This is a genomic window from Streptomyces sp. A0642, assembly GCF_004795105.1.
Taxonomy (GTDB): domain Bacteria; phylum Actinomycetota; class Actinomycetes; order Streptomycetales; family Streptomycetaceae; genus Streptomyces.
Genome location: NZ_SSBL01000019.1, coordinates 73,865 through 100,549, shown reverse-complemented (window position 1 = coordinate 100,549; position 26,685 = coordinate 73,865). Strand labels below are relative to the sequence as shown.

32 protein-coding genes are annotated in these 26,685 nt (G+C 70.1%); all 32 read right to left on the bottom strand.

All coding sequences use genetic code 11. From position 1 onward, the window contains the following. Nucleotides 1-42: 42 nt before the first annotated feature. On the bottom strand, nucleotides 43-339 hold the full coding sequence (locus E6R60_RS26745; RefSeq protein ID WP_136329228.1) for a hypothetical protein: 297 nt from the start codon (nucleotides 337-339) through the stop codon (nucleotides 43-45). A 61-nt stretch (nucleotides 340-400) separates the two neighbouring features. Next, a complete protein-coding gene (locus tag E6R60_RS26740; protein WP_136329227.1) occupies nucleotides 401-889 on the bottom strand; it encodes a hypothetical protein in 489 nt (162 codons plus the stop codon). A gap of 409 nt (nucleotides 890-1,298) precedes the next feature. After that, entirely contained in the window at nucleotides 1,299-2,216 is a 918-nt protein-coding gene (locus tag E6R60_RS26735) for a hypothetical protein (protein ID WP_136329226.1), read from the bottom strand. Between the two features lie 22 nt (nucleotides 2,217-2,238). Beyond that, nucleotides 2,239-2,745: a hypothetical protein gene (locus E6R60_RS36835; RefSeq protein ID WP_168713685.1), complete on the bottom strand. Its 507-nt coding sequence runs from the start codon at nucleotides 2,743-2,745 to the stop codon at nucleotides 2,239-2,241. Nucleotides 2,746-2,843: 98 nt separating this feature from the next. Next, the gene (locus E6R60_RS26725; RefSeq protein WP_136329225.1) at nucleotides 2,844-3,155 is read right to left on the bottom strand and encodes a hypothetical protein; all 312 of its coding nucleotides are present in this window, start codon (nucleotides 3,153-3,155) and stop codon (nucleotides 2,844-2,846) included. A gap of 2 nt (nucleotides 3,156-3,157) precedes the next feature. Beyond that, nucleotides 3,158-4,318, bottom strand: coding sequence for a hypothetical protein (locus tag E6R60_RS26720; protein WP_136329224.1), 1,161 nt, complete (start codon nucleotides 4,316-4,318; stop codon nucleotides 3,158-3,160). Nucleotides 4,319-4,423: 105 nt separating this feature from the next. Then, nucleotides 4,424-4,885: a hypothetical protein gene (locus tag E6R60_RS26715; protein WP_136329223.1), complete on the bottom strand. Its 462-nt coding sequence runs from the start codon at nucleotides 4,883-4,885 to the stop codon at nucleotides 4,424-4,426. 203 nt (nucleotides 4,886-5,088) lie between these two features. After that, complete coding sequence (locus E6R60_RS26710; RefSeq protein WP_136329222.1) at nucleotides 5,089-5,328, bottom strand: hypothetical protein; 240 nt, start codon at nucleotides 5,326-5,328, stop codon at nucleotides 5,089-5,091. Then, nucleotides 5,325-6,212 carry a hypothetical protein gene (locus E6R60_RS36830; protein WP_168713684.1) on the bottom strand — a complete coding sequence of 296 codons (888 nt, stop codon included), beginning with the start codon at nucleotides 6,210-6,212 and terminating at the stop codon, nucleotides 5,325-5,327. Before E6R60_RS36830 ends, E6R60_RS26710 begins: the two co-directional genes overlap by 4 nt. 2 nt (nucleotides 6,213-6,214) lie before the next feature. Then, on the bottom strand, nucleotides 6,215-6,556 hold the full coding sequence (locus tag E6R60_RS26700) for a hypothetical protein (protein WP_136329221.1): 342 nt from the start codon (nucleotides 6,554-6,556) through the stop codon (nucleotides 6,215-6,217). A gap of 3 nt (nucleotides 6,557-6,559) precedes the next feature. Further along, on the bottom strand, nucleotides 6,560-6,844 hold the full coding sequence (locus E6R60_RS26695; protein ID WP_136329220.1) for a hypothetical protein: 285 nt from the start codon (nucleotides 6,842-6,844) through the stop codon (nucleotides 6,560-6,562). Then, nucleotides 6,841-7,896, bottom strand: coding sequence for a hypothetical protein (locus E6R60_RS26690; RefSeq protein ID WP_136329219.1), 1,056 nt, complete (start codon nucleotides 7,894-7,896; stop codon nucleotides 6,841-6,843). Before E6R60_RS26690 ends, E6R60_RS26695 begins: the two co-directional genes overlap by 4 nt. 60 nt (nucleotides 7,897-7,956) lie before the next feature. Beyond that, the gene (locus E6R60_RS26685; protein ID WP_136329218.1) at nucleotides 7,957-8,298 is read right to left on the bottom strand and encodes a hypothetical protein; all 342 of its coding nucleotides are present in this window, start codon (nucleotides 8,296-8,298) and stop codon (nucleotides 7,957-7,959) included. Nucleotides 8,299-8,317: 19 nt separating this feature from the next. After that, complete coding sequence (locus E6R60_RS26680; protein WP_136329217.1) at nucleotides 8,318-9,112, bottom strand: hypothetical protein; 795 nt, start codon at nucleotides 9,110-9,112, stop codon at nucleotides 8,318-8,320. Nucleotides 9,113-9,198: 86 nt separating this feature from the next. Further along, the gene (locus E6R60_RS26675; protein ID WP_276614048.1) at nucleotides 9,199-9,621 is read right to left on the bottom strand and encodes a DUF6283 family protein; all 423 of its coding nucleotides are present in this window, start codon (nucleotides 9,619-9,621) and stop codon (nucleotides 9,199-9,201) included. A 17-nt stretch (nucleotides 9,622-9,638) separates the two neighbouring features. Then, nucleotides 9,639-9,839, bottom strand: coding sequence for a hypothetical protein (locus E6R60_RS26670; protein ID WP_136329216.1), 201 nt, complete (start codon nucleotides 9,837-9,839; stop codon nucleotides 9,639-9,641). Then, a complete protein-coding gene (locus E6R60_RS26665; RefSeq protein ID WP_136329215.1) occupies nucleotides 9,832-10,695 on the bottom strand; it encodes a hypothetical protein in 864 nt (287 codons plus the stop codon). Before E6R60_RS26665 ends, E6R60_RS26670 begins: the two co-directional genes overlap by 8 nt. Further along, nucleotides 10,692-11,027: a hypothetical protein gene (locus tag E6R60_RS26660; RefSeq protein ID WP_136329214.1), complete on the bottom strand. Its 336-nt coding sequence runs from the start codon at nucleotides 11,025-11,027 to the stop codon at nucleotides 10,692-10,694. The genes E6R60_RS26665 and E6R60_RS26660 overlap by 4 nt, the downstream gene beginning before the upstream one ends. Nucleotides 11,028-11,133: 106 nt before the next feature. Further along, the gene (locus E6R60_RS26655) at nucleotides 11,134-11,481 is read right to left on the bottom strand and encodes a hypothetical protein (RefSeq protein ID WP_136329213.1); all 348 of its coding nucleotides are present in this window, start codon (nucleotides 11,479-11,481) and stop codon (nucleotides 11,134-11,136) included. A gap of 57 nt (nucleotides 11,482-11,538) precedes the next feature. Beyond that, nucleotides 11,539-11,934, bottom strand: a complete 396-nt coding sequence (locus E6R60_RS26650) for a hypothetical protein (RefSeq protein ID WP_136329212.1) — start codon at nucleotides 11,932-11,934, stop codon at nucleotides 11,539-11,541. Nucleotides 11,935-12,045: 111 nt separating this feature from the next. Continuing rightward, nucleotides 12,046-13,155, bottom strand: a complete 1,110-nt coding sequence (locus E6R60_RS26645) for a hypothetical protein (RefSeq protein WP_136329211.1) — start codon at nucleotides 13,153-13,155, stop codon at nucleotides 12,046-12,048. Nucleotides 13,156-13,330: 175 nt separating this feature from the next. After that, entirely contained in the window at nucleotides 13,331-14,659 is a 1,329-nt protein-coding gene (locus E6R60_RS37850) for a hypothetical protein (RefSeq protein ID WP_136329210.1), read from the bottom strand. A gap of 288 nt (nucleotides 14,660-14,947) precedes the next feature. After that, nucleotides 14,948-15,562 (bottom strand): hypothetical protein, encoded by a 615-nt coding sequence (locus E6R60_RS26635; RefSeq protein ID WP_136329209.1) that lies wholly within the window; start codon nucleotides 15,560-15,562, stop codon nucleotides 14,948-14,950. A gap of 6 nt (nucleotides 15,563-15,568) precedes the next feature. After that, complete coding sequence (locus tag E6R60_RS26630) at nucleotides 15,569-16,102, bottom strand: hypothetical protein (protein ID WP_136329208.1); 534 nt, start codon at nucleotides 16,100-16,102, stop codon at nucleotides 15,569-15,571. Between the two features lie 57 nt (nucleotides 16,103-16,159). Beyond that, nucleotides 16,160-16,483 carry a hypothetical protein gene (locus tag E6R60_RS26625; protein WP_136329207.1) on the bottom strand — a complete coding sequence of 108 codons (324 nt, stop codon included), beginning with the start codon at nucleotides 16,481-16,483 and terminating at the stop codon, nucleotides 16,160-16,162. Nucleotides 16,484-16,613: 130 nt separating this feature from the next. Further along, the gene (locus E6R60_RS26620) at nucleotides 16,614-18,338 is read right to left on the bottom strand and encodes a hypothetical protein (RefSeq protein WP_136329206.1); all 1,725 of its coding nucleotides are present in this window, start codon (nucleotides 18,336-18,338) and stop codon (nucleotides 16,614-16,616) included. Between the two features lie 273 nt (nucleotides 18,339-18,611). After that, on the bottom strand, nucleotides 18,612-19,940 hold the full coding sequence (locus tag E6R60_RS26615) for a hypothetical protein (RefSeq protein ID WP_136329205.1): 1,329 nt from the start codon (nucleotides 19,938-19,940) through the stop codon (nucleotides 18,612-18,614). 114 nt (nucleotides 19,941-20,054) lie between these two features. Continuing rightward, nucleotides 20,055-20,456, bottom strand: coding sequence for a hypothetical protein (locus E6R60_RS26610; RefSeq protein ID WP_136329204.1), 402 nt, complete (start codon nucleotides 20,454-20,456; stop codon nucleotides 20,055-20,057). A 103-nt stretch (nucleotides 20,457-20,559) separates the two neighbouring features. After that, nucleotides 20,560-20,856 (bottom strand): hypothetical protein, encoded by a 297-nt coding sequence (locus E6R60_RS26605; protein WP_136329203.1) that lies wholly within the window; start codon nucleotides 20,854-20,856, stop codon nucleotides 20,560-20,562. A 115-nt stretch (nucleotides 20,857-20,971) separates the two neighbouring features. Beyond that, a complete protein-coding gene (locus E6R60_RS26600; RefSeq protein WP_136329202.1) occupies nucleotides 20,972-21,952 on the bottom strand; it encodes a hypothetical protein in 981 nt (326 codons plus the stop codon). Between the two features lie 133 nt (nucleotides 21,953-22,085). Continuing rightward, nucleotides 22,086-23,468 carry a hypothetical protein gene (locus E6R60_RS26595; RefSeq protein ID WP_136329201.1) on the bottom strand — a complete coding sequence of 461 codons (1,383 nt, stop codon included), beginning with the start codon at nucleotides 23,466-23,468 and terminating at the stop codon, nucleotides 22,086-22,088. Between the two features lie 119 nt (nucleotides 23,469-23,587). After that, a complete protein-coding gene (locus tag E6R60_RS26590) occupies nucleotides 23,588-26,608 on the bottom strand; it encodes a DUF6011 domain-containing protein (protein WP_136329200.1) in 3,021 nt (1,006 codons plus the stop codon). Nucleotides 26,609-26,685 lie beyond the last annotated feature (77 nt).

The following is a 26,685-nucleotide window of genomic DNA, read 5'->3' as shown; positions in this document are numbered from 1 at the left end:
CCACTCCACCATGTCGATGGTTCAACGTTTTGATGGTTCGATCTAGGCGATTGCGGGCCTCACCGCGCGCAGCGTCCCGTACTCGTTCTGCGACACCCGCCAATTCGCCGCATACAGCGCGGCACGAGCCTGCTGGAACAGCTCATCCCGCTCCCCGGCCTGCGCACCCTCCGCCGACAACAGCAGGACCGACACCGCCCGACCCCCGTCCGGCATCACCATGAACCCCGACCGCACCACTATCGCCCCCTCCTCCTCATGGACCATTTCGGCCGCCCGCATCCCAGCATCCCGCAGCAGCTGCGCCGCATCCTGACGAACCGGCATGTCATCCTTCACGATCTCCTCCTTCTCGAACCCCGGGGCGGCCGATTGCCGCCCCGGGCACATCACCGACAGATCAGCAGGACTCGGAGTCCTTCACCGTGTGGAACACCACCCGGGTCTCCACGTCGTACGACCCCGCACCCGGCGTCTGCGAGCACACGACCCAGTTCCGGTCCCACACCTGCATCCGGCCCGCCCCCGTCGCATCATCACTGCCCAGGATGTAGAACCCGGCCGCCTGCGCCCCGTCCTGAGCCGTCTGCAGAATCTGCCCCGTGAAGTCCGGCAGCTTCGCCTTCATGGCACCGGCCGACGCAGCCGCATCGATCTTGTCCTGCAGCTCCTTACGGGCCTTCTCGTTCTCCTTCTGCGCCTCGTCCATCGCCTCGTTGGGCGACTGCTCCGACGGCGACGGCGACGGTGTGGCCGCGACCGACGGAGAGGCCGTCACCGTCACCGGAGCCGACGGCGCAGCCGACTCCACCCCCTCACAAGCCGTCAGCAGCACGGCAGAACAGGCCACGACAGCGGCCAGAACAGTGGTACGCGCGACATTGCGCATGATTCCCCCCACGGGAATTGTGGTGCCCACGACTGCGCGCATGATTATGTGCGCATGGCGCCCGCCCCGGGGTGCGACCCCCAAGCCCTCACATGGGAGGGCGGACCAAACTAGGCCGGACGCTCCCCCGGCGGAAGATCCTCAGGCCCCCAGTCCCCCGGAACAACTCCCACCATGGCGTGGAGCTCCCCCTGTGGCACCGGCTCCACCACCCCGAGCCGGTCGGCCGGACCGAACCACGCCAGCCGCTGCCCCGACCCCGGACTCCTCATGATCGTCAGCACACTGCACGAAGGCGTTCCGGCCTCCCCGCGCAGGAAACACTCCGAGCCCTCCGGAAGCTCCGAAACGACCGGCTCCCAGTCATGCGCGGCCGCCTCCCAGCCCTCAGGCACCGGCAAGAGGAACATCAGCAGCTCTCCTTGTCGAGGTCGGGGCTGCACGGGTCGTTGTGGGCGACGCGCCGGTTGCACGTGAACGGGGGCTCGGTGCGGTCGAGGGTCGCACCGCAGAACCGGTACTCAGCGTTGTTGCAGGAGCACGACGGGGAGTCCGGGGCCTTGCATGAGGCGGTCTGCTTGGCGGCGACCTCCTGCGCCTCGACGGCGGCCAGCCCGGCGCTGAGCACCTTCTCCAGCCGGGCGATGGCCTCGGGGGACCGGACCGTGACGTTAACGACTGCCCGCCGCTCCTCGGTCGGCATGCCGTCCTTCGCCCGGGTCAGATGGGCGTCGGTGATCGCGTCGAATCCGGCGTCGGGATCCAGGAAGCACCCGAAGCGGTGCAAGAGCTTCTCCAGGCCCGGGTGGCGGCGCTCGATTTCCGCCTGCTGGGTGTCGCGCTCCGTTCGGGACGCGGCGGCCTCCTCGGCCTGGCGCGCCTCCTCGACTGCGGCCCGCGCCTGCCGGATCGCGTCGATGCGCTCGGAGGTGATCACCCAGCTCGTCTGGCCCGCGCCGTGGGCGTGCGTCCCCTTCGCGCTGTCGTACGTCACCTCGTAGTAGGACCGGCCGTCCGCGCCGGTCGCAAAGAACCTGCTGAGCCAAGTACGCACGCCCGGCTCGGCACTGGTCGATGCGGTGTCCGGCAGCGTGACGCGCCATGCCCGCATCGAGTCCACCGTCAGCCGCAGCTCATGCAGTGTGCCTCCGGACTGCTCGATCGCCTGCCGGATGCGCTTGCGTGCGGTGGTGGAGCTGACGTCGGCGGCGTCGGTGAGCCGGTCCACGACATCGGCAAACGTCGGCAGCCCAGGGGCAGCGGCAACGGCAGCCTCCCGGATTACCTCGGCGGCCTGGGTAACCCTCGGATCAGTGATGGTCGGCATGATCAGTTCTCCTTGGCCGGTACTAGAACGGCGGGCAGTAGGGGACGCCGGGGTGGTCGACGACGCAGAACGGGCTGAGGTGGCCGGGGCGCGGTTCCGGCTCGGCGGGCGGGCGGTTGCGTTCGTCCTCGCGCCGCTTGAGCGCTCGGGCGTGGGTGGCCAGGATGTGCGCGGCCTTCATGGCCATGCGGTCCTGCGCGAGCCCCCACGTCATCAGCCGGTCGTCGGCGTACGCCGAGAGCGGCTCCAGCAGGTCCACGGGGATGTCGACCCGGGCAACCGGGACCTGGCCCCGGAGCAGCGGCCGGGCGGCGTCCAGGAACGCGGCCAGTTCCTCGGGACAGTCGCCGGGGGCGGCGGCGTGCTGGTCCAGGAAAGCGCCGGGGATCAGGATCTCCGGGCCCGGCGCAGGGATCTCGTCGTAGTGGTCGGGGTCCTCGCGGGCGTCGCGGACCGGGCCGCACGGGCCCAGGGTCCCGTTGCGCTCGTGGAAGGCGAATTCCTCGGTGAAGCACTCGGGCGGATTCATCGGACTCCTCGGTGTGCATCCTTGGCGGGAGAGGCCACCTTAGCGCACTTGGTGGTGCGCTGTATGTGGGTTCGTCGAAGCGACCTCTCCCACCAAGATCACCTACTGCGGAGCGCCGCCAGAGGCGGATCAACGGTGATGTCCCCGAAATCGCCGAACCCAGGCCGGTTCACCTCGAATCCGAGGCGCAGCAGCATCCCCATCGGATACTGCGAGCCGACCGCCATGGTCCGCCCCGACTCATCCCGGTACAGCGGCACCCCGTCGGCATTCGCAGCCGTCCACGACCACGCCCCGACATTCCGCATGGACTCCGACGGATACACCCGCACCAGCCGGGTACCCTTCGGCAGCTCGACTCCGGCCGCCCGCAGCCGGGCCAGCAGCCGTTCCGCCACGGACGCGCGCACCGTCACAGCACCTCGCCGTTCACCGTCGGCGGCTCCATGTGATCGTCCGCGTCGCACTCCTTCGGATGGTCGGGGCAGGCCCCAGCCGAGTCGGTGCACGGGGTGTTGCAGGACGGGCAGCACGCACGCGGCGGCGGGAACATCGCGTCGTGCTCGGCGTCGCTCGTCGGCGTGTGGCTGTCTCGCCAGGCCAGAGCAGCACCGATCGTCGGGAACGTCTTCAGCGGCTTCTCACACGAGTCGATTCCGTGCCCGTGGGGGTTGGCCTTGAGGTCCCGGACGTAGTAGCTGTTCTCCTCCGTGTCGCTGCCGACCGCGTAGCGGCACTCCCGGTAGAGCCGGGCCCCGGTGTCCTCGTCGAGGGCCCGAACCGCATTGACAGCATCCCAGTAGCGGTCCACGGGGTACATGTCGATGCAGTGACGGACGCTCTCGGCGATCTCCGCCGCGACGCGCCGGGGGATCGTCACAGTGACCGAGTCCGGGTCCCGCTTCACAGCCGGAGGCAGGTGGTCGGCGACAGGGCGGCGGGGCGCCAGGAGAGCCCGGCTCAGCATGCCCTCGATACCGCCTCCGGGGCCGCCTTCGAGGTCAACGGGCACGGGCGGCGCGGGGGCGGCGGCGGCCCGCCCGGTCAGCTCGGCGGCGAGCACCGACGCGATGGCGTCGATGGAGGCGCTGATGTCGGTGACCTGCCCATGGGTCCACATGCCGACCTGGATGGGGTGCGCCGCGTCGCACTCGACTTCGCTCGTACCGCAGTCGCCGTCACAGGAGTACGCGGCCTTGCGCAGCACGTCGGCGATCCGGATACGCAGGGCGTGTTCCCGGCCGACGCGGGCGAGCGCGGCCCGGTCGGCGTCGGTGATGCTCGCGAGGAAAGCACGTACCCGGGGAGCGCCGAGGCTGCTGGCCTCCATCTGGGCGTCGAACTCGGCGTCGTCGGCCAGGACTTCCAGACTGAGCCTGAGCGGCTCCTGGGCGGCCTCCTGGAGGTTCGGCAGGGCCGTCTCGATGAACGCGTCCGTCACAGCTTTCGCCATGGCGATCCGGACACCGAGCGGCACCACGCGGTCGTGGTTGGCGAGCACCGTCGTCAAGGTGGCGAGCACAACGGCGCGCAGCCGGTCGGAGGCACTGGGACGGGAATCGGCAGGAGGCATCGGGATGCACTCTCCTCGTGGCGGGTCGAGGGATGGTCTGGTGGTCGGGCTCGTAGCCGCTCCCGGGGCGTGGCAATGGCGGGATGCCACGCCCCGAAAGCGCGGTCAGGTGGTGCAGTTCAGTGCGGCAGCGACGGCATTGCGCCGGGCGGCGGCGGCGTCGATCTCCTTCTGGACGGCGAAGACCTGCCGCAAGGCGGCCTCCTTCTCCTGCTCCAGGTTCGCCAGCTCGCGGTCGAGCGCCTGCCGTTCGGCGTCGAGGTGGTGCCGGACGAGGTCTTCGATGACGTCAGCACGGCGGCCGGATGGCCCCCAGTCCTTCGCCCCCGGATAGGTCCCCGCGAACTCCTTCTCCTTGGACCGGGTCTGGTCCTCCCGCAGCACCCAGAACGAATCGACCTCCCCGATGTAGGCGGAGCCGATGAAGGCGTGGCAGCGGACAAGATCCGACCGGCCGAGCCCCTGGTGCGGCTTGCGCTCCACCTCCCGCAGGACGACGTCCTGGCCGAGCACACCCCGGACAGTGGAGGCCGTGCCCAGCCTCAGCGCATACGTTCTCTCAGACATTGCTCACCCCTCCGGCTCGACGTCATACAGGCTGTCCGCGCGGAGCGTAAACGAGAAGTTCGGAGCGTCCGTCCCGATCTCCCACAGCCGCACATTCGCCACCGGCGAATGCGGCCGGTGCGAGTGCGCCATCACCTCGACGCGGCGGCCGTCCCGAAGCCGGATGACGTCACCCTGGACGAGGTGGCTTGCCCTCACCGAACTCACGGCCGGTCGCCCCACGCGGCCTCGGCCTCGGCCAGCTCGGCTTCCACCTCGGCCTGCACCCGGGCGAACCGCTCCGGTGTACACCCGGGCGCGGTACACGGCCACGGGTCCACGACCATGAACACGCTGGGGCTGACCGGCCCCATGATCATGACGCCGTCCGGGCAGTACGTCCCACGCTCCGCATCCGTCGGAACACCCGGGTTCTCAAAGTATGAGCCGCTGGCGATGCTCACGAGGTCCACCCTTCGGGGATGTCGGTCAGCCGGATCCCGCCCAGGGTCATCCCCTGATTGCTGTAGCAGGGGGTGGGGAAGTCCTCGATGTGCTCCTGGAACACGGTCCACGGCTTGCAGGCCGAGCAGAACTTGACCCGCATCGCCTTCGTGTTGCCCCAGAACGCCGACCGGATCCACTCGGCGGGATGGGTCAGCCGATACCAGGCTTCACCGGCCCGCAGGCCCTCGTCGTCGTCCATCCTGCTGGCGCCGAACCACTGGCCCTTCGTGTTACGCCGCTTGCAGGCCACCAGGTGCACCTTCGCGATGTGGTCGGCCTGCTTCCCGCTGCCCAGGGAGTTCGGCTTGTACAGCACAATCACCCGGGGCCCGTCGATGGTGTCGAGGTGCTCCTGCTCCTTCGCCTCGCGGGCCGCCTTCCACTCCTCGGCCGCCGTCCGGTGGATGTGCAGCTTCTCGGCCAGCTCCGCAGCGCGCTCCTTCAGCACGGCCTCGACGGCACCCCACGGCTTCATCGCCTCGGCAAGGTCCGCCAGCGCCTCCCGCACGGTCGCCTCGTACGCCTCCTGCGCACCCCTCAGCCGGGCCCGCAGCGCCTGCTGCTCCTCCTCCATCCTGGCCCACGCAGCACGCCACTCAGCCATCTCCTGAGCCGTCGCCTCGACGGACGCCTCACCCTCCGAAAAGCGGGGCGGCTCGTCGTCGTAGGCGCGGATTCTGAGCTCGCCCACCTCGTCGACCGTCTTGCCGGTGGGGAACAGCGGGCGCAGCTCCTCCGGAACCTTGGGCTCGTCAGGGACGAACTCCTCCAGATCCGCCCACTCGAAGTCGTGATCGTTGTCGAGGCGGTAGATACGCCGCTCGTTCTGCTCGTCGGTCACGGTCAGTTCTCCAGGTCGAAGGGGCCGAAGGGGAGGGTGGCGGAGCCGGTAGGCCGAAGCCCCTCAATGATCTTGTGTATGAACGCCCAATCGGAGTTGGCTTTCCATCCGTGGATGTGAGCTCCCCAGGTGGTCTTGCTGTCGGTGCCGTCCGCCTTGAGTACCGGGCCGGACGCCTCGACACTCTGGGGCCGCCACTCCTTGCCCACCAGTGCGAAGGTGATCACGAGGTTCGTCAGGCGGAACCTCTTGGTGCTGCTGTGAGGGTGCGGGAGAACCGGGCCGTCGGCCACGTTCACGCTCCGCGTGATCTGGTGCCGGGTGTCGTTGTGGATGAGTTCCATGGGTCAGTTCTCCTGGGTGAGCTCGGCCAGCACATCATCGAGCAGGCGCCCGAGTGTGCGGCGGCAGGGGGTGCAGCGGCGGAGGTGGAGTTCGTCGTTGAGGCGGGCCAGGATGAGACAGGGCTGCGAGCCGTCGGGGAGCGGGGCACAGACGATGTAGCGGACGTTCTGACCGGCGTACAGGCCCGGCGGTGTCGGGTGCTCCATGTCCGGGGTGACGTCCTCGACAGGGGCCTTACAGCCGTCGCAGGTGATCACCTCGCCGGACGGGGTACGGGCGATGTTCATGACCGGCCGTCCCCGGGAAGGCCGCCGCACACACCGCAGTGGGTCCACGTGCTGCCCGTCTCGTCCAGGGCGGGCCGGTCGTTCTCGTCCAGCGCGGTCACCCAGACGTGAGGGCAGGCGGCGGCCTCGGGCTGCTGCGCCTCGTCGGCGGGCAGGCGGAACCCGGCCTGCTCCAGGCCCTCGATCAGGACGTCGCGGCCTTCAGGGCTGCGGTACCAGGCGGCGATGAGGCCGAGCAGGGTGGTCAGCGAGCTGTCGGCAGCGGCAGCCTGCATGCGGGTGAGCATCGCCTGTACGTCGCCCACGGTCGGCCCGGTGTCGGGCTGCTGCGCCTCGTCGGCCGTGCGGCTCGGCATCGCCGCGAGGATCTCGTCGACTCCGTTGCGCAGGCTCATCGGTGCGTCCGGCTTCCACTGGCGCGCGAACATCACGGCCATGGCGAGGCAGTCACGCTCAGCCTCGGCGCGTTCTGCCCGCTTGCGCAGCCGCTCCACCTCGGCCCGCAGGTCGGCCTGCTCGGTGTCCGCGACGGCCATGGCCGCAGCGGTGTGCGCGTCCAGGTTGTAGACGCCTGCTGCGCGGATCGCGGCGGCGTACCGGGCCCGGCGGTCGGCAGGCTGGTCGGCGACGGCCCGGTCGGTGGGTGCGGGCAGGACGCCCGCCTTCCGGAGAACGGACAGAACCACGTCGGACTGCGAGGCCGGGATCATCGTCCGGCACTCGTCGAGCGCCCGGGTGAGGCGGTTGCGCAGCTCGGACGGCCGGTGCGGGTTGTTGACGCAGGTGTCCGGGTCGATGCCCTCGCAGTTGCCGCACCTGTGCGCGGGCTGCTGGTCGATGGTGCCGAGCACCAGCCGGGCCGGGGTCTGCTCCTCCACGTTCCTCAGCAGCTGCTCAGCCACCGCCATCTGCTGCGCGGTTTCGCACGGCCAGGCAGCGGCCTGCCCGTCAGCATCCGCGCAGGTTCCGCAGGCGCCTCCGTCCACCTCGTGCAGGTCGGTGACGCGGTCGAGGGTGCGGCGGAGTTGGGTGGTGGGTGTGGTGTCGGGCATGTGGTGCTCCTCGTGGCGGGTCGAGGGGCGCCCCGGGCCGGTTGCCCGGGGCGCCTGCGGTCAGATGTTCGGCTGCGGGTGTGCTGCGTCGTACTTCTCGCAGAAACCGGCCACGGCTTCGGACATGATGATCGACGTCCTGGTGACGTCGGCAAGGTCGAAGGATTCGGCTGCCCTGGGGGTTTCTCCCGCCAGTTCCTGGACTTCTCGTTCCATCTGTCCCGCTGTGTTGATCAGGACTCGGTACTGGGTCGGCAGTGCCGCCAGCAGGCCGGGGCGCTTCTCGACCTCGCTGCGGACCTTCTGGCCCGTGCTGAGCGTCAGGTGCATCAGTTCGGTCTGTGCGGTGCCTGCTGCGGCGGTGGCCTTGAGGTTGGCAGCGTGCTGCCTCAGAACATTCATGATCATTCCCTTGGTCGGGTCAGGCGTCGGTGGTGAGGTTGGTGGCGTCGAGGGGGACGGTCCAGGGTTCGGGCGGGGTGACGCTGATACGGCGGAAGGGCCGTTTGATCGCGCCGAGCGGGGGTCGGCGGGCGGGGGCGATCTGTCGGGTGTCGGCGTCGAAGGTGAGCAGGGTGCGGCCGGTCGCGTCGCGGGTGAACTCGCGGACGGGGCCGGAGTACAGGAAGCCGTCGGTGGTGCGCAGGGCGACGCGCTGGCCAATCCGGTAGACGGCCCCCTGGGCGCTGTACGCGGTCGTCTGCGGCCCGTCGGGGGTGGGGGCGGGCTCGGGCCGCTCCGGCTGCTCCTGGGCCCGGGAGACGAGCTGCCAGCATCCCGGGCCGGTGTTCAGGGTGGAGCCGCTGACGTGGACGGTGAACCCCTTGGGGTCGTATGCGCTCGGCCCGTGCCACTTCCCGAGCGTGGCGGTGTGGATGTTGCGCACGATGTCGCCCTGGTGCAGCTCCGCCTCAGGGGTCGCGGCGGGCAGCTCGGGGGCGGCCGGGCGCTCGTGTCCGGCCCAGCCCGCCTCGGTGAGGGTCGCGGTGAACACGCGGTGGCGGGTGGAGCGGAGAATGCCATCGGCGGCGTGCCGGATCTCAACGGTGCACAGTCTGGCCTTGGCCAGGGCGAGGACGGTGGGGAGCGCGGTGCCCTCCCCGGACTCGATGGCGCCGGTGTGGCGGGTGCGCATCAGGTCAAGGGCGCGCTGCTGAGCGGGGGTGGTCTTCGGCATGGTGGCGTCCTTGGCGGCGGGGGCCGACTTATTGATCATGGGGTGCTCCTCGTGGCGGGTCGAGGTGGTGGCGCCACCTTAGCGCACCGTCAAGTGCGCTGACAGCGATTGGGCGGAACCCGCCCCTACGTCAGATCACTCCGCACCCGGCGGATCTTGCCGATTGCCTCGGCCGCCTCCACCCCCGGCGCCTCCACCTCCCGCATGCCGTGCGCGGCCGCCTCCGCACCCGAGGCGAACAACGGCACCGGCGACACGTAGTCGACAAGCGCCTCGGCTGTCTCCTCGGTGATCCGCCCGGACGCCAGCGCGACGCGCACACCCAGGCTCTCCCCCATGTCGTGGCACCCGGCCCAGCCCGCACACACCCGCGCCCGCTCCTCGCCCCGGTCGTGCTGGTGACACACGAACAACCTGGCGGGCTGCGCGTACGTCGGACCGTCGAAGGCGGGCAGCTTGGCGTACTCCTCTTCCGACCAGACACCCGAAGGCACGTCCTGCCGGTACGGGCAGGAAGCGCACGGGCGCGGGGCGGGCGGCAGTGTCATCATCGGTGATATCCCTCTCATGCCTGGCTCATGGTGCCGTCGAAAAGACCATCGTCGTAACCCGCGTCCCAGCCGCTCTGGCGGGCCTCCTCGATCAGCTTGTCGACGAGGGCGCGCGCCTCCTCCTCGGGGAGCACCGCACCCGCCTGGAGGGCATCCAGGACGTCCTTACGGGCCTCGGCGGCGGTGTGGCTGGTGCGGGGCTTGCCCTTACCCATGGGGACGCTCCTGGGCGGTGTCGGAAATGCGGCGGGCGGCGGCGTCGGCAGCGTCCTGGAGGCGCCGCGCCATGAACTCGTGCCCCCGCCTGTCGATACCGCCCTCCAGGTACCAGCCGGGGTCGAGGTCAGGGCCGACGGCGCCGCGCCCCTGGTAGATCAGGTCATAGGTGCTGCTGCCGATCCGGGTGCGGTAGCGGCGGCGGGGCTCAACCTGCACCCAGTGGGTTGCGGACGTCATGGGGCACTCCTGGGTCTCGGTGCGGAGGGAGGTGGCGATTTCGGCGTAGAACTCGGGGTCCTCGGCCTGCGGCCTGCCGGGGATCACGTCGTTGGTCAGGTGGCTGATGAGGTGCTGCGCGTCGCCGTGCCCCCAGCTCGCGGCGACACGCAGCCACCGCCGCACCTGCTCGCCCTGGTGCCCCCGGGCGGCCGCCAGGGCGCTGCGGAAGGCTGCCCCCGGGTGCTCCTCGTCGGCGGCGACAGCGAACCACGCACATGCCCCGTCGAGTTCGTTGCGGCGCAGCGCCCGACTCCCGATCACGTAGGCGCTGTTCGCGTCGGCCCGCCGCTCCGCCTCCGCGTCGTCGAGCACCCCCGCCGCGCGCTTGCCCCAGTTACCGTCCGGCCGGTCCCAGAAGTCTCCTCCGCCGCCCAGCAGCCGGGAGAGGAGCTGTCCGTACGCCGACCCGGCCGCCGTGCCGTCCTCCGGCGTGGGGCGCTCCTCGGTCGTGTGCTGCTTGCAGGTGCAGCGGAGGGTCCGGCACACACCGCCGGGCACGTGCCAGTTGTACGTATGGCCGCAGCCGCTGCACGGCGTGGCGAGCGGCGGCCGGGGCTTACGGGCGGTGCTCACTCGTCGTCCGGCTCGGCGCCGCAGTGGCGGCACTCGGGCCCGTGGCAGTCGTGCTCGGGGTGGACGTCGCCCTGGGCGTCGATGCACTCGGTGTCGTCGGGGGTGTGCTCGCGGAGTCGCTTGATCTCCTGGTTCCGCTCCTTCACCTGGTCGTAGGCGCGCTTGAGCTGCACCCGCTGCCGTTCGATCTTGGCTTCCTGGTTCTTGATCTTCGTGCGCTGTCCGTCGATCTTGCCAAGGAGTGCGGCAATGTCGGGGTGCTTGGCCGGGTCGAGGGCGCGGAGGGTGTGCTCCTGGTGGCCGGTGAGGCGGGGCGGGCGGGGAACGTCCATGGTCGTGCCTTCCTGGTGTGTGTGACGGACTGTCAGGTGTGGCGGGCTGGGTGCTCCCGGGCGGCCTGCGACGGCCGTACCGCTGAACGGTCCCGGGGCTGAGGGGTCAGGCGATGGCGTTCATGATCGCGGCCTCGGCCTCCTCGGCGGTCATGGTGCCGTGCTTCAGCGCCAGCAGGGCGCTGTAGACCGTCGCGCGGGTGACGTCCTGGGGGCTGGCCGGGGCGGGGTGGGGCTCGGTGAGGGCGACGTACTGCCTGCCCGCGCTTCGGTTGTTGGTCACGGCCTCGATCACGGTGGCGGTGGCGCCGCAGGGGCATTCGACGCTCTCGCCGACGGTGTACGGGCCGGGGTCGGGGGACCACTCCCCGCCGCCGTTGAACGGGTCGACGGGCTGCGTCCAACGGTCGACGCTCTTGCGGTAGCAGAGCACGGTTGCGGTGCTGGTGGGCATGGGCTGCTCCAGGGGGCTGCTGGCGGGTGTTGGGCGCAGCGGGGCGTACAGGGGCTGTCAGCGGCCGATCTTGGCGTAGCAGTCGGTGCAGATGGTCTTGGTGGGCGCCGGTACGGTCTTGCCGTGGCGGTTGCGGGTGGCCTTGCCGGTGACGATGGTGATCACGTTCGCGGTGATGCCGCAGTGATCGTTCTCGCAGGTGCCCATGGGGCGGCTGGTGCCGTCGGCGGCGTCCGGGTAGACCGGGATGGCGCGGGCTTCCTGGGGCGGGTCGGCGATGGGCAGGACGTCGGCGGCGGTGACGAGTCGGGTGGTGCCGTCGGTCATGCCGAGCTCGATCATTCCGGCGTGCTCGCCGGAGGTGAACGCGAGCCGGGCGCGGGCCCATTCGCCGGTGGCGGTGATGGTGACGAGCTTGCCGAGCAGGCGCTGAGTGCGGGGCGTGGTGGTCATGGTGGTCTCCCTGTGGCGGGTCAGGTGGGGCCTGGTGGCCCCGTGGCGTTCTGTGGGCGGTTGGGTGGGGCTGGGGAGCGCCCCGGGCGTGCGGGGCGCTCCTGGGGGCTGTCAGGCGGTGCGGGCGGCGGCCTCACGGAGGGTGGCCAGCGCGGTGCGGGTGCGCTCGATGACCTTGGTGGCGGCGGCGATCTCAGCGGAGTTCGACTCGTCGCCGTTGGCTTCCAGGCAGTACCCGGCGTATTCGGCGAGCAGGCGCAGCACGGGGGCGGTGGCGGTAATGCGGGTGTAGTAGCCGCTGCCCGCCTTGATGGTGCGGCCGCTTTCGTAGGCGATGCGGGCGGCCTTGCACGTGGCGTCGGAGTCGTCGTCACCGCTGGCGATGCTGGTGCCGCCGAACCAGTTGCAGAATGCGCCGGGGAGGTTGACGGTCACCGTGTCGGCGGCGGGGGCGGGGGTGGGCATGGTGGGCTCCTGGGGGGTCAGTGCGGCGCTTTTGGCCTCGGCCTCGGCGGCGTTCTTGCGGCAGCCGTCGGCGTGGTTCTGCTCGGTGTTGATCTTGACGTTGATGAAGTGGGCGCGCTCGGTGGTGGCGGTCTTCAGGGCGCGGCGGTGGGCGTCGGCGGTGTTCTGGTGCCTCTCGGCCATGTCGGCCCAGTGCTTCACGGAACGCTCGTACTCGGTGCGCTGTGCCGCGATCTGCTCCGGGGTGGCGGGGGCGACGGTGTGGCACTCCCGGCGGTCCTTGCCCACGTACAGGCTGATGACGCCTGTGGTGCGGTTGATGGTCGCTTCTCCGTGCTGCGCCCGCTGCTCGGTGATCATGTCGATGACCTCGGCAGCGGTGAGAACCTCGGGGCGGCCGACGGTCTCCCAGGGGGCGGTGACGGTGTAGGGGCCGGTGACGTCGGCGGGGGTGACCGTGGTGCCCGTGACGTCCGCGACGGGGGTGCCGGGGGTGACGCGGACGACGGCGATGGTGTAGGTGGAGTTCCTGCCTCGCGTGGCGGTGGTGCGGGTGGCGTCGTAGCGGCTGTTCAGGACCTCGGCGATGGTGTCGAGTCCCTCGTCGCCGGTGGAGCCGTTCCACTCGATTTCGACGGTGTCGTGGTCGGCCTGGCGGACGGTGTAGCCGTGGGAGCCCCGGGTGATGCCGGTTCCGGTGAGTGCCGTGGTCAGGTAGCGGGAGACGGTGGCGGCTCGGGCGGACTTGGCGATCATGGTGGGCTCCTTCAACGTGGCGGGGAGGCCACCTTAGCGCACTCGCGAGTGCGCTGACTACGGGTTGCCCCCGGAACCATCACCAGGCAACGAAAACCGCACCCCTAGCACCACTCGACAACGGAATCCGTTGCTCGCCCCCTAGGGGGAAACAACGGATTCCGTCGCCAGCCACTCAGACAATGCGCATGCGCTCCGCCCGGATCTCTTCCAGCAACGCGTCATGCTCCTCAAAGTCCACCCGCCCCACGTGCAGCGCGTCCGCCACGTCATCCACCAAAGCGATCAACGCCTCCTCGTCCGCCCCGGCCGGACCCACGCTCATGATCTCCGCCAGCCGCGCCCGCACCCCCACCGCGAACCCCGCGTCCACATTCAGCGGCTTCGCCTCCAGCACCGAGCCGCCCTCCCACCCGTCCCCCGCCACCTCGGGCACGAACCGGGTGTCAGCCGCCGCCCACCCCCAGACCCCGCCCTCCTCACGCCGCACCACCACACCCCGGGCCGTCTCCGCCCCCAGCACCACACCCCCCGCCCGCCACAACGACACCTGGCGCCGCATCTGCTCCACAGACAGCACCCCCCGCCGCACACCACCCACGTACACCACATGCGGAGCATCCGTCACCGCCCACTCCCCCACGGCGTCGTACGGCCCCTCCACGCCCTCGGCAGCCACCACAGGGGCCACGGGAGCCGCCGGGGCCTCCTCGGCGCTCACAGAGGCACTGGCGGACTCCTGGGGGTGCTCCGCCGACCACGCCGCCACCGCATGCTCAGCCAGCTCCGCCAGCCACTCCCCCCGGGCCCGGCCGAGCTGCTCCAGCACCGCGCGCACCCCACGCGGCACATCGTCCTCCGCACCGCTCTCGTCCAACGCCAGCAGCAGCCCCTCAGCCGCCCGCAGCGCCTCCACACGGGCCGGAACCCCCACAGCCGCCACAACCGCGTCCATGCCCCCACGGAACGCCGCAGCAGCCGCACGCCGCGCCGGGATACCCGCCACCTCCTCAGCCACCGCGATACCCGTCTCCGTCAGCACCCACGACACCGACGACGCCGCCACCGCCAGCCCCCGCCGCACCAACGCCGCACCCTGCGCCGTCGTGATGTGCCTCGGCAACCCCCAGCCCTTCCCCGGCGCCAGCTCATGCGTGTTCGCCACAGACCGCAGCAACGCCCTCTGCGCCTTCGACAGCGCCGGAACCTCCACCGGGACCGGCGCGGGCTCCACGGGCTTCTCCTCGACCACCGGCGCGGCCGGGGCGTCCAGGGCGGCCAGGAACTCCCGGCCCTCCTTCGTAATCACGCAGTAGGTCGACAGGGAGCGCCCCGTACGGCCGAACAACCGCTCTGCGGTCTCCCAGGCGGCCAGGTCGCGGCCGACGAGGCCCTCGTGAGTGCGCTTGTCAGCGCTGGGCTCAATGACCCCCTGCGCGTTCGTGAGCGCGGTACGCAGCGCCTCGACCTGGCGGGGGGTCGGCTTGCGGGTGATCTCCGGCATCGTGTGCTCCTCGTTGCTGGCGGGTCGTCTTGGCGGTGAGTGGCCCACCTTAGCGCACTCACAAGTGCGCTGGAACGCCTTGGGGAGATTTTCTTGCGACGGGCGCGGCCGGGGGTTGCCCCGGTCATGGGGAATCCGGACTACCGCAAACGGACATAAACCCCATCAGTACGGGCCTACGCAGAAGGGGCAGAGAACCTCTCTCCGCCCCTCTCAACGCTCCACACCGCCCCTGGTACCCCTCAGGGGCTCAACGGCTCTCCTGCGGCCTCCTGGGGGCTCTCCTGCCTAGCTGTTGTCGTCCATGCACGCGCAGAGGTCACTGTGCACCGCGTCGTGCTGCGAGAGTCGGGGCGAGCCGTCCTCCCGGTATCCGGTGATGCGGTACGTCATCATGTGGCCGTTCGCGGCCAGGGCGTCCCTGGTGCTGGTACCGTCCCACGTTCCCCGGCTCTCCCCGGCGGGCTTCCACGCGTAGCGGTAGCCGAACTCACGGGCCGGGTACGTCACTCCCCCGTACTCCCCGCCCACGTCGATGGTGAGGTGACTGATTCCGTCGGCGGGCGTCTCGACCACCTCGCCCTTACGCGTCGGCGGCTGACGGTTCGCCCACAGCTCACGCTGCGCGTCGGTGGTGGGGAGATCCTGCACCAGAACCACATCACCGAGGATGGGCCACTGTCCCTCGCGGGGCTTGCGTCGGCGCACCGGCTCGGCGGGGTCGGCGCTCTCGGCGAACTCCACCACCCGCTGCCAGTCGGCGACGAGGGTGAGCAACTTCCCCTCCATGGTCACGAAGAGCGGGTCTCCCGGGTTGCCGGACAGACGCAGCCGGACCGTTTCGAGTCGCTCCACCGCGTCATCGAGCTGCGAGCGGAGCGCGTTCAGTACCTCGTTCTGCATGACGTCTCAACTCTCGTCAGCGTCGGCGGAGTCTCCGCGAAGGGAGTTGAGCACTCTCTCGTCTCCGTCGAGTTCGGCGCGGGCCTCGGTGATCTGTTCCATCCACGAGTTCAGGCGCATGGTCCTGGACTCCTTGGCGGCGGCCGCACGGTCGGCGTCGTTGGTGTCGTCCCCCGCGTTCGGCAGGATGCCGGGGACGAGAACGCCGAGGTGCTCCAGACACACCCGCGTAAGCGAGGTGGTGCTCACCGCCTCGCCCTTGCACCCCGGGGCGGTGCACAGTCGGTAGACGGTCGGCGAGTCGTGATCAATGACGTACCGCAGCGGGCCGAACGCCCATTCGCTGGAGCCGTCGTTGCGGACGGGCAGGAGCGTCACGGGCGAGGTGTACGGGTCGGGCATGCTGTGCAGGCTCATTGCGTGGCGGTCGGTGTCGATGGCGTGAGCCAGGGCCACGACGGCCCGCATGGGAACGGGCGCTTTCCCGGGGACGCTCAGCAGCTCCGTGATGGTGGCCTGGACGGGTGCGGCGGTCGTCATGTGTGATGCTCCTTGGTCTCGTCGTGCTCTCTCGATGATCTGTGCGGCTGCTGCGGTCTAGCTGTCGTCGTCGGCGTACAGGCTGCTGTCACCGTGCAGCCGGGTGTACTCCATGCGCCCGTGGAGCGCCTGCGTTACGGCCCGGTACTCACTCAGCGCCGTGACGAGCGGGTGCATGGCGTACGTCTCCCGGTACGTCGCCATGTAGTCGCGTTCGGTCTGCTGTGCCTCCAGGTACGCCGCGACTTCTTCGAGCGGCGCCCCCGGGGCGAGCGCGTGCATGACGCACCGTGCCGGGCCGCGCATCGCCTTGCGGTGCCGTGCCTGCTCGACGTTGTCCGGGGTCACGTGCTGGCGGTAAGCGCTCGCGGCCGTCGTCATGGTGGCGTCTCTCCTGTCGTGCTCTCCGTGGCGCTGGGCGCCTTCCTGCGGGCCCCGGGGGCACCGTTGCACCTCTCGGCACTGACAGCGCCCCCCGGGGCGGTCCTGCGGCCCTTGCGGGCGGGTGTGGCTACGCGGTGAAGACGGTGTTCCCGCCCACGGTGATCAGCATGGGGATCTTCTCGTCGCCGGATGCTTCGATGCCGATCTGGAGCACCCCATCGAGGTAGTAGGCGTACACCTGGGCCGAGCCCACCTCCAGGCACGGGCGGGTGTCCCCTTCGGCGTCGTTGGGGGCCTGGGGGATGAAGCGGGCGTTCAGGTTCACTGCCTCCTCGGCCGACTCGTCGTCGTCGGCGGGCGCCTCGGGGGCCGTGATCGTCAGAACCGCGTCGCCGAACGACGTCACCAGCTCGGTGGCGGACGTCCACCGCGCCTTACCGTCCATCCGCAGCACGGAGGCGAGCATGTCGGCGGCCTCCTCCTTGGAGGCGGTCGGCAGGTCCCGCAGCACGCTGTCCGTGTTCACGAAGCGCACGGCGTAGGTGGTGGTGTCCATCTCGCCGAGGAGCTCGGCCGCCGCCTGGGCGTAGTCGGGGGCGGGGGTGGAGCGGCCGCCGGTGCACGGGCCGTCGCCGTTCACGGCGTACGAGGTGTCACAGCCGGGGCACACGGTGGTGGAGTATCCCTCGATGAGCGCGGCGGGGATGTAGCGGGCGGCCAGGCGGCCGTTGGACAGGTAGATAGTGCCGTCGGTGTCGATGGAGGCGCGCGTGTGGTCGGGGGCGTACTGGCGGACACTGGCCATGGCACTGATGACCTGGGCGCCCGTGATGTCGGCCTGGTCGTCGTGGTTGGGCAGCACCCACGTGCCACCGCTGCGGAGCTGCGTCACGTAGTCCGTGTGCGTCACCGCGTTGCGGGCGGGCATTCCGTCACGGCCGACCGGCTTGCCCGGCATGCCGTTGAGAACCGACGTGTCGGCGGGGATGGGGTCGGCGGCGAGCACCTCGGTGGCCGGGCGCGGCGCGGGGGCGGCCGCCGGGCGGATCGGCTCGAAGAACGAGTAACCCACCTTGATCGTGCCGTCTTCAAAGCGCTCCACGGGCCAGCCGTCCGTGTTGGAGCTGGTGATCGCGGCGCGCACGTTGTCCGGGCCGACCGTGCCCATGTCCTTGGCCTCCTCGCGCAGGATGCCCACGTACATGTGGTGGTCGACGTCCTCGACGGTGACCACGGCAACCGGGGCCTGCTGCTCGGCGGGGCGGTCGTGCTGCTCCTCGACCGCCGGGCGGTCGGGGGTGAAGGTGGTGGAGCCGGTCTTGAACTGGGCCATGATCTTGCCGTCGTCGGCGAAGGTGATGCGCTGGCCGTTGCTGAGGATGTTGCCGAGCTGCTCGATTGCAGCCTCACCGGTGAGGGTCTCGCGGTACGGGCGGCTGCCCAGGGCGGTGCTGAGGGTCTTGACCTCGGTGGTGTCGCTGCGGAGGTAGCCGAGGAGGAACGCGGCGACGGCCTCGGAGTTGCGGCGGCTCGCGGCGATGAAGCCCTGGTACGCCGGGTCACGGCCCTCGTCCGTGCGGGTGTTGAGCACGTACTCCAGGGCTTCGCGGAGCCAGGCGACGCAGTCGGCGGTGAGCCACGTGGCGGTGGCCCAGTGGGGGCACCCGTCGTTGATACCAGGGGTGATGATGGTGCGGGCAACGTTCTCGACCTTGCCCCGGGCGGTCAGCGCCTTGAGCGTGCCTGCGTTGCCCTGGACCTGGTAGACGGTGGTGCCGTCCTCGGTCCGGGACGGGCGGATGAGCGCTTCGAGGATGGTGGCGATCATCGAGTCCGAGAGCTTGGCGGTCATGTGGTTCTCCCTGGGGTGTGGCGGGGTCTTACCTTGGCGTGGTCGCCACCTTAGCGCACTCGTAAGTGCGCTGGAACCCTTTCGGGGAATCAGTTCCCGGGCATGCGAACGGCGCGGGCAGGAAGCCGAGTTGCTCCCTGCCCGCGCCGAGGCGGTGGTGATGCTCTCTCAGTCCGTCGGCGGCCACGTGCGGCGCGGACGCTTCGGCCGTCTCGGGCGGCGCGGTGCGGTCATGTAGTCACCCCCCTTCAGAGTGCTGGGTCGGGGCGTTGTTCAGTGCTGGCTGTGCAGCGGGCGGGGGCCGGGCATGGCGCCCCGGACGCGGTACCGAGTGTCGAACTCCTCGGCGCTGGCGTCACAGCCGGGGCACGAGTCCTGACCGGTGGTGTACTCGTCGGGGCACCGGGTGCCGTACAGGGCACGCAGCATGTCCTTGACGGCGGTCTCCGCGTTCTCTCCGGCCCAGGAGTCACCCGCGTTCGGGCCGGTCTCGATGGTGACCCGGTAGAGCTTGTCATCGGTGAGACGGACTCTCACGTCACGGCCCGCGTGGTGGAAGACGTACGCGACCGGGTCGCGGTAGACACTGACATCCCCCTCCGTGACGGGGGCCACGCGCAGCGCGGCGCCGGGCTCGGAGCTGCACAGATCGGACCACACGGCGTCAGCATGACTCTGGGCGCGGGCGTCGCGCTTGGCCTGCTCGGCGGCGGCCTTCTCCGCCACGTGGATGGCCTCGCGCTTCTCGGTGTAGGCGGCGGCGCGCGCCTTGCCCTCCTCCAGGGCCTTGAACGCGTTTTCGATCTTCAGCGCGCCCTCGGCGCTGAAGCGCCCCGAGTGGGCCAGGCCGGACAGGTAGACGTGCAGCCGGTCGCCCTCCGCCAACCACTCGTTGACGATCTTCACCTCTCCCACGCTGTCGAAGTAGAGTCCCCTGGTGCGCTTGAGAAGCGTTTCCCCCGCAATGCTGTTGACGGTGTCGATGGGGGCCTGAAGCTGGGCGCGCACGGCCTCGGCCTCGGCCTCGGCGGCGCGGTGGGCGGCGTCGGCCTCGTCCCGCTCCCGGACTGCATCCGCGTACGCCTCTCTCCACTCCCCGTAGGCGGGGTGGGCGGCCAGGCGTCCCCGGATCTCCTCCACGGTCCCCAGGCGGGCGTACAGGCGGGTGGAGACTCCCATCCGCAGGTTCGTCGTCTCGGGGTTCCTGACAGCGGGCTCGCCGAGGGCGTCAAGGTTGGTTCCGCCGAACCCGCCCTGCGGGCGCTGGAGCGCGTCGTGGACCTTGAGGAACTTGGCGGTCGTCGACAGCACACGGGCGAGGTACCCGGCGGAGCGCACCACCTCCCGGGCGGTGAGCGCCTCCAGCTTGTGCGCGTCGCGGAAGTCGTTGCCGTTGAAGTCGATGACCCACAGCAGGTCACCCGGCTTCACATCGGCGGTGGAGTCGATCGGGCTCAGCCGGTACGCGTCGGCGGGGCGCTGCTTGCCCACGCGTGCGCGAGGACGCGGATGGGCGGGCAGGTTCTCGTCATGGGGCCAAATCTCTTCCCAGATGCGGCGGGCGAGTTCGGCGGCGCGGTCACGGGCAATGTGGGTACTCATGCGGTGGTGTTCCCCTCGTGGTGGTGGCGGGATGGTGGTGGAGTGCCCCGGGCCGGAATCGAACCGGTCCTGCGGCCAGCCCCGCCGTGGTGGGCGGGGCCGGGGCGGTGGTAGCTACAGCGTTTCCGGCGGCGCGGGGCGGCCGCTCAGGTGGTCGGCGAGCGACTCCGCTTCCAGTTCGGTCAGTTCCTGGTGCTGGGCCATGAGCGCCGCTTTCAGGGCGCTGCGTGCGCCCGAATACACGTAGATGCTCGCCTGGTAGACGGCTTCATAGTCAAAGTAGGAGGAATAGACCAGATTCCCCCCAATCGATTCCGCCTTCGCCTTCCCCGCGCGGATCTTCGCCGCCTGGTTCTTGATCCGGCGGGCATGCAAGACCTCCTGCACGAGACCCTTGGCGATTCTGGCGACGGCCGTGATCTCCGGACCAAGGTCCCGCCCCTCCCACGCAGTCAGAAGCGTTTCCCGGCGCATACGGTCTTCCTCTGCGAGCCTCTGTGCGTCAGTGCTGGCCATATGACTCTTCCTTCATGAGACTGATTTGTGGAGTGCCCCGGGCCGGAGTCGAACCGGTCCTGCGGCCAGCCCCGCCCGGGTGGGCGGGGCCGGGGCGGTGGTGCTAGTTGTTGATCGGCCGCTCGATGCACAGCAGGCCGTCACGCTTGATCAGATCGGCGCTTCCGTCGGTGTAGAACACCTCTGCCGTACCGGGATCGGCGTCCTTGGCCCACTCCACCCGCGCGATCTCCTTGAACTTGTCCAGGTGGCCGTGCGCCCGCCACGGCTCCTCGGGGATCACGTTGGGGATGCGGTCCGCGTCAACGCCCTTCAGGCCGGTGATGCGCTGGTATTCCGGGGCGGTGGCCTGGGTGGCGGTGACGGCTTCGGCGGGCGTCAGGTAGTCGAAGGTGCTCATGGTTTGGTCTCTCTTCTCGTGGTGATGGCGGGATGGTGATGGAGTGCCCCGAGCCGGAGTCGAACCGGTCCTGCGGCCAGCCCCGCCCGGGTGGGCGGGGCCGGGGCGGTGGTGCTCAGTCCTCGACGGTGTGGGACCCGCCCTTGGGGCACTCGGTGCCGTAGGTCCAGTGCGTCATACCCGTACCGTCCACGCGGGTGGTCACGGCACAGTGAGCGTCGAGCTTGGCTTCGTACTGGACCTTCTGGCCGCACTTCGCGCACGAGTAGGCGCCGTACCCCTTGCCGGGGTTTTCGATCAAGTCGGTGCGGGGCTCGTGGTCAGGGAAGTACTCGCGGATGCACATCACGGCCAGGTGCCGGGCGGGGTCGATGCGCTCGACCGGGACGGGGTTGTCAGCCGTCACGCGCTCCGGCACGAAGCCGGTGGGGGTGTCGCGCGGTTCCTCGATCTCCACGTTGGTAAAGCCCGCTTCGGTGAGTGCGTCGGCGTAGTGCTGGAGGATGGGCAGGGCACCGTAGCGAGCGCCGTCGTCGGCGAGGGCATACACGTACACCCGGGAGCCGTCCGCCTTGGCCGTCACCTCGTATCCACGGCGGGCGCCGCGCATCGCCTTCGCGGAGCCGTCGCGGTAGCTGTTGGCGTCGGCCTCACCCTGGCCGCCCTGCTTAAGCCACGGGAGAGGGCGAATCTCCACGGTGTACAGCTTGCCGGGCGTCTCGAACGCCTCGGCGAGCACCTTGCGGGCGGCTCCGGCGGCGATGGCGGCGGGGTTGTGGTTGACAGCCTCGGAGACGTTGCGGGTTCCGCTCTCGGGGGCGTAGCTGTCGCGGAAGTACCCGTACACGTTCCTGATCCACGCCTCGGAACAGACCCAGTTCTTACGGGACTCCTCGCGGATCTTGTTGACGGCCCTGGTGATGTGCTCAGAGGCGTCGGCGTGCTCGTCGTCGATGTGGTCGAGCGAGTACGTACCCACGACCGTGCGCCCCCGGGGGCTGCTGTACTCGTCCAGGCTGTGGGTGTGGTTGTAGTGGCCGGGAGGGGTCAGGAAGCCGAGCGATCCGGAGTTGCTGTTGATCTTGTACGTACGCATGGGGTTCTCCTGAAGGGGTGATTCGGCGGGCTGATGACTACTGCGTCTTGGCGTGGGGCCCACCTTAGCGCACTCGCGAGTGCGCTGGGTAGCGGGTGCGGAAGATGAGCCCCGGAAGTCATGAACTCGCTGGTCAGTGGGTGCTGTTAGGGCGCACGGGGTGCCCGGTGACCGGGTCATAGATACCGGCGTACTGGTTCGGCTTGGCGTTCTCCTGGTCCCGCAGCCTGGTCGCCTCCTCGTACGTCCGCACCTTGAAGATGCAGGCCACGCCCCCGCTCGGCTTGCACTCGGGGGCCTGGGAGAACACCTTGACCTCGAACGGCCCCTGCGGGCCCGCGATGCGGCCGAGGGTGTCCAGGGTCAGGAGACCCGCGTTCAGACCGTCAGTGCCCTCCTGGCACGCCTGCTCGGCCCCCGTCCGGCACCACTGTTCGGTGTCGGCGTCCCACACTCCATGCAGGTCCCCGAGCCGCTTCACGGTGAAGCGGGGCGGCGCCACGAAGCGGATGCGGTCGGAGTTCCATTCCGTGCGGTGGGTCATCGGGTTGTCCGGGCCCAGGCGGCGGGAGAAGTCCTCGCCGATCATCACCGTGTACTCGCGGGTGCCATCGTTGTACTCGCGGCCGACACCGACCACCACGGCCGTGCCCTTAGGTGCGACGGTCGGCGTGGCCCACTGCTGGGCGGCGTGGCAGATGCGGGTACCGACGGCGTACGGCTCGTCAGTGGGCGCCCGCCGAACGGTGTCGACCTTGGCGAACTCCTCGCGGGCCATTTCGCGGGCCTCCTTGACCTGCTCCGGCGTGAACTCCTCGGCCGGGACCGGTCCCCCCTCGGTGTCCGGCTCGGCCGGGGCGGGCTGCTCCTCGTCGCCAACGGGGATGAGCAGCAGGGTGCAGCCGCCCCGGTCGGTGCGCAGGTAGAGGCCGCTCATGCGGTCGCGCTGGGCCTGCGGAGTGGTCCAGTCGGCGGCCAGGGCTGCGCGGGTCACCTCGTCGGCGTCGAGGACGTTCGTTGATACCTTGCGAAGGTTGCTGGCGACGGCCTCCAAGACCTGCGCGCGGGTGCCCTCCTTCACGATCACCTCATGCGAGGGGTACCGGGTGAGGCGGCAGGTAACGCGGGCGGTGCGGGGTACGAGCTTCTCGGCCTCGGCCTCGGCGTTGGCGGCGCGCTCCTCGCGGGCGGCGCGGTCGTCGATGTCCTCCTGCGAGCGGACGACAACGGCAACGCGGTGGACGCGGCCGCCGTGGCGGGTCGGGGTGTCGATCTTCTCCGCGTGGTACCCGGCGCTGGTCAGGGTCTCCACGGCACGGTCGGCGTCCTCGGCGGGCAGGTTCACCAGGGCGACGGGGAAGCGGGCACCCATGGACTGGTTCAGGTTGAAGTCGATCCGGCCGCCGCTCTCGCGGGTGACCTTGAAACCGGGGGTGCCGTACTTCTCGGCCTTGGTAAATCCGGCGGCCTTCAGGATCTTGCTGACCTGGGCAGCGTTGGGGGTCTTGACGGTCATGGTGTCCTCCTTGGCGGGCGTGGCCCCACCTTAGCGCACTCGCAAGTGCGCTGAATAGGGGGTTGGGGAAATGCTTCGGGCCCGCCCCGAACCGGGGCGGGCCCGTTCACGAGCGCCCGCTACTTCTTGCCGGTCACCTTGATCACGGCGCTGTACACGTCGTCGGCCCGGGTGTAGGTGTACCCGGCGGCGTCAAGGGCGGCCGTCACCTGGGATGCGGCCTCATTCAGCTCCTTGGTGGTCCAGCCGTGCACGAACTCCCAGGGGCGCACCTGGATACGTACGTGATCGGCCTCCTGGACGACCGCGCTGCCAGTGACGTCCGAGTATCCGCGTACCCCCTTGTGGCGGGGGAGCGCGTTCTCCCTGAGCAGCTCATCGATGCGCTTGGCCAGGGGGCGGCCCTTGGCGGCCCGGCGGGGGGCGTCCAGCCGGTGCACCCAGACGTGCGCACCCTTGATCTCCACCCGGTAGCGGGCAGAGAGCGCGTCAGCGTATGCGGCCGCCATCTCCAGCCCCTTGGGGTTGTCCGGCAGCCTGCTGAAGTCGGCCAGCCCCAGCGCCCGGATGCGCTGCTCACCTTCATGGCTGCTTTCCACCCAGCGGACAGACACCTTCGTGGGTTCGCCCCTGGTTCCCTTCATCTCGCTGAGCTTGAAGCCCTCCGTGGTGCTCCGGGTGGAGTCCGAGGAACGCTGGAATCCGGCGTTGGCCAGGAAGCGGGAGACGTGCAGCGCGGTCGGCGCGGCGGGCGCCTTACCCTTCTTCGGTGCCTCGGGGGCCTCCTGCGGCTCCTCGGGGGCCGGAGCGGGCTCGGCGGCCGCCGGTGCCTCCTCGGGCGCGGGAGCGGCCTTGGGCGGGTGTGTCTTCAGCTTCCACGTGGACGTGACGGAAACCCTCTCCTCGCACACCGGACACGTGGCGTACTTGGAGATCCGGCGCGCCATGCTGGCGTCCAACTCCACGGACTGCCGGGAGCCGGAGCACTCCGGCTTGCTCTCCTTGGCGATGCCCACGGTCCACTCAAGCGGGGCGCTGGGGAAGCACACCGTGCACAGCCGGGGGCCGTGCGCCTTGACCGCGTCGGCCTCGGTGAGGCCAGACAGGGCGGGCAGCCATCCGATGGAGGTGTTCCACCGCAGGGTCTTGCACGAGTCGGAGGAGTGAATGTGTCCGTCCGCGTTGTTCACCAGATAGAACCGGCTCCACATGCCCCGGCGGAGCCACTCGCCATCCACTGCGCCGCTCGCGGTCCGCAGCTGCTGGGCCTCCTCGCGGTTCGCGGTGAGGTTCTCCAGGGCGGTAGCGATTCCGTGCGCGTCGTACGACCGGAGCTTGCCGCTGGCGGCCTGCTCGGCGGCCGTCTGCTCGGCGGTCTCGTCGGTGGTCGGCCAGGAGGTGTTGCGGCCGTGCTTCACGGGCCGCTCGCCGATCCGGCGGTGCAGGGAGTCCAGGGTGCGGCGCTCGGTGTCGGCCAGCTCGGCGATGCGCTTGTGGAGCACGGCGGCGATGGTGTCGGCCTGCGGCGGCGTCATGGCGGTGAGCTGCTCGGGGGTGACAGCAGCCGCGTTGGCGAGGGTGGGGGCGGTGGTCATGGTGTCCTCCTTGGCGGGCATGGAGACCACCTTAGCGCACTCGCGAGTGCGCTGGGAGTCCTTGCTTGCCATCTCGCTTGCGGGCGCGTCATCATCGGTGGTCACTGTAGGCGCCGGGTCTGACACCTCGATGTTTTTCCGGCAGTCGGGCCCGATGCCCAGGGCGAGCGATTTGGGGTGGCTCAGGGCCTTCGCGCAGACAATGCAGATGCCGAAGGAGCGGCCGATTTCGGCGGCCTCGTCGGCGTTCAGACGGTCGGCGCCGCGCAGGGTGCGGATCGCTCCGGCCGCGTACTCCAGCTTGGCGCCCTTGCCGTCGGCGGCCGGGGTGAAACGCTTGGCGTACAGGTGCCCGGTCTCGGAGGTCTGCACGCGGAAGATGCTGCCGTCCGCGTCGCGGTACATGCCCTCCTCGGTGACCGGGGCGGCCGCCTTGGGGATGGCCGGGGCCGTTCCGGTCGCCGGGGCGGGGCGCTGCACCTTCCACTCCTCGATGATCTGCACGTCTCGCCCGAACGTGCGCCGCAGCATGCCGCGCAGGGCGTCCAGGCCGGTCCCGTACTGGCAGACCGGGCCCGCGTTGACGATGTAGTTGTAGCTCCACCGCCATGCCGGGCCGGGCCGGGCGACCTCCGGGTAGAGCTTCGCACGCGTGATCAGGACGACGGGAGCGGACTCGGTGCCAACGGGCGCCGGAGCGGCCTCGGGGGCAGCCTGTTCGGCCTGGGGGCACTCACCGGCGACGTGCTCGACAATCCAGCGACTGCCGTCCTTGTAGCACTCCCCCGCCTCCTCCTCGACCGTCCCACCGCACTTGGCGCATTCCCCGGCGTAGCGGTTGGGGAAGGTGCGGGGCTCGGGGGTCTCCTTCGCCTCCTCAACCTCCTTCACCTTCCGGATGCGGGGCGTAGCGGACGCCGGGACCGGGGGCTGCTCGCCCTCCAGCCATGCGCCCGTGAAACGGCGGGCAATGTCCTGGATGATTTCCCGGCGGGCCTGGCGGGCGGCCTCCCCCGTGACGTCGAAGTGCGACTGCGTATAGATGGTGCGGAAAGCGCCCTTGCGCCAGAAAGCCGGGTCCTCGGAGGTTTCGGCCCGCCACGTCTTCCCGTCCTCGAAGGTGATCGAGGCAGTGGTGTATGCGACATCGACAGGGGTGTTCTCGGTGTCGCGGCCGCCGCGCGTTACGACGGACTCAGTGAACTCGACCTTGGCCACGACGCGCCACGCGGCTCCCAGGTTGGCGCCCATGGCGCCGGAGAGGCCGGAGGCGTGAGCCTGTGACCAGATGTTCATACCGGTGGCCAGGTCCTGGGTCCTGGCCACGGCGGGCGAGGCGTTAAGAGCCGCCTCGTACGCCCGCTGCGCGCTGCGCCCCCGGCGGGAGAGGTAGACCGTGGTGCCGTTGCACTGGTAGCAGCGGGAGTGTTCGCCGTTGAAGGAGTACCGGCCGGTTCCGTTGCACCGGCCGCAGGGCTGCGTTTCGAAAATCAGCTTCAGACGGGTGCTGGTGGTGTCGGTCACGGTGTCCTCCTTGGCGGGCATGGCCCCACCTTAGCGCACTCGCGAGTGCGCTGTGAATGTCTTTCGCCTATCGATCTTTGTCCGGCGTCGGCGGTCCG